This window comes from Corallococcus sp. 4LFB (assembly GCF_046520365.1).
GTDB classification, from domain to species: Bacteria; Myxococcota; Myxococcia; order Myxococcales; family Myxococcaceae; genus Corallococcus; species Corallococcus caeni.
Genome location: NZ_JBKGHJ010001239.1, coordinates 1 through 443 on the forward strand (window position 1 = coordinate 1; position 443 = coordinate 443).

The window sequence follows — 443 nt, forward strand, 5'->3', positions numbered from 1 at the left end:
CTTCGCGGCGCAGGTGGCGCGTCGTCCTGACGCGGTGGCGCTGGAGGCGGGCGAGCAGCAGTTGACGTACGCGCAGCTGGACGCGAAGGCGAACCAGCTGGCGCACCTGCTGCGGGCGCGCGGAGTAGGCCCCGAGTCGAGGGTGGCGCTGTGCCTGGAGCGCGGCGTGGAGTTGGTGGTGGCGCTGGTGGCCATCCTCAAGGCGGGTGGCGCCTACGTGCCGTTGGAGGCGGACTACCCGCGCGAGCGGCTGGCGTACATGCTGAAGGAGGCCGGAGCGCGCGTGCTGGTGACGACGCGAGCGCTGGGCGAGCGACTGCCCACGGACGGGCTGGACGTGGTGCGGCTGGAGGAGGCGAGCGAGGAGCTTGCCCGTCAGCCGAAGCACGCGCCGCAGAGTGGCGTGGGAAGCCGCAACGTCGCGTACGTGGACTTCACGTCGG

At 72.5% G+C, this 443-nt stretch carries 1 protein-coding gene; it reads left to right on the top strand.

The features are described 5' to 3' along the window. On the top strand, window positions 1–443 hold a 443-nt coding region (locus ACLEQD_RS45120), incomplete at both ends, for an AMP-binding protein (RefSeq protein ID WP_410392025.1).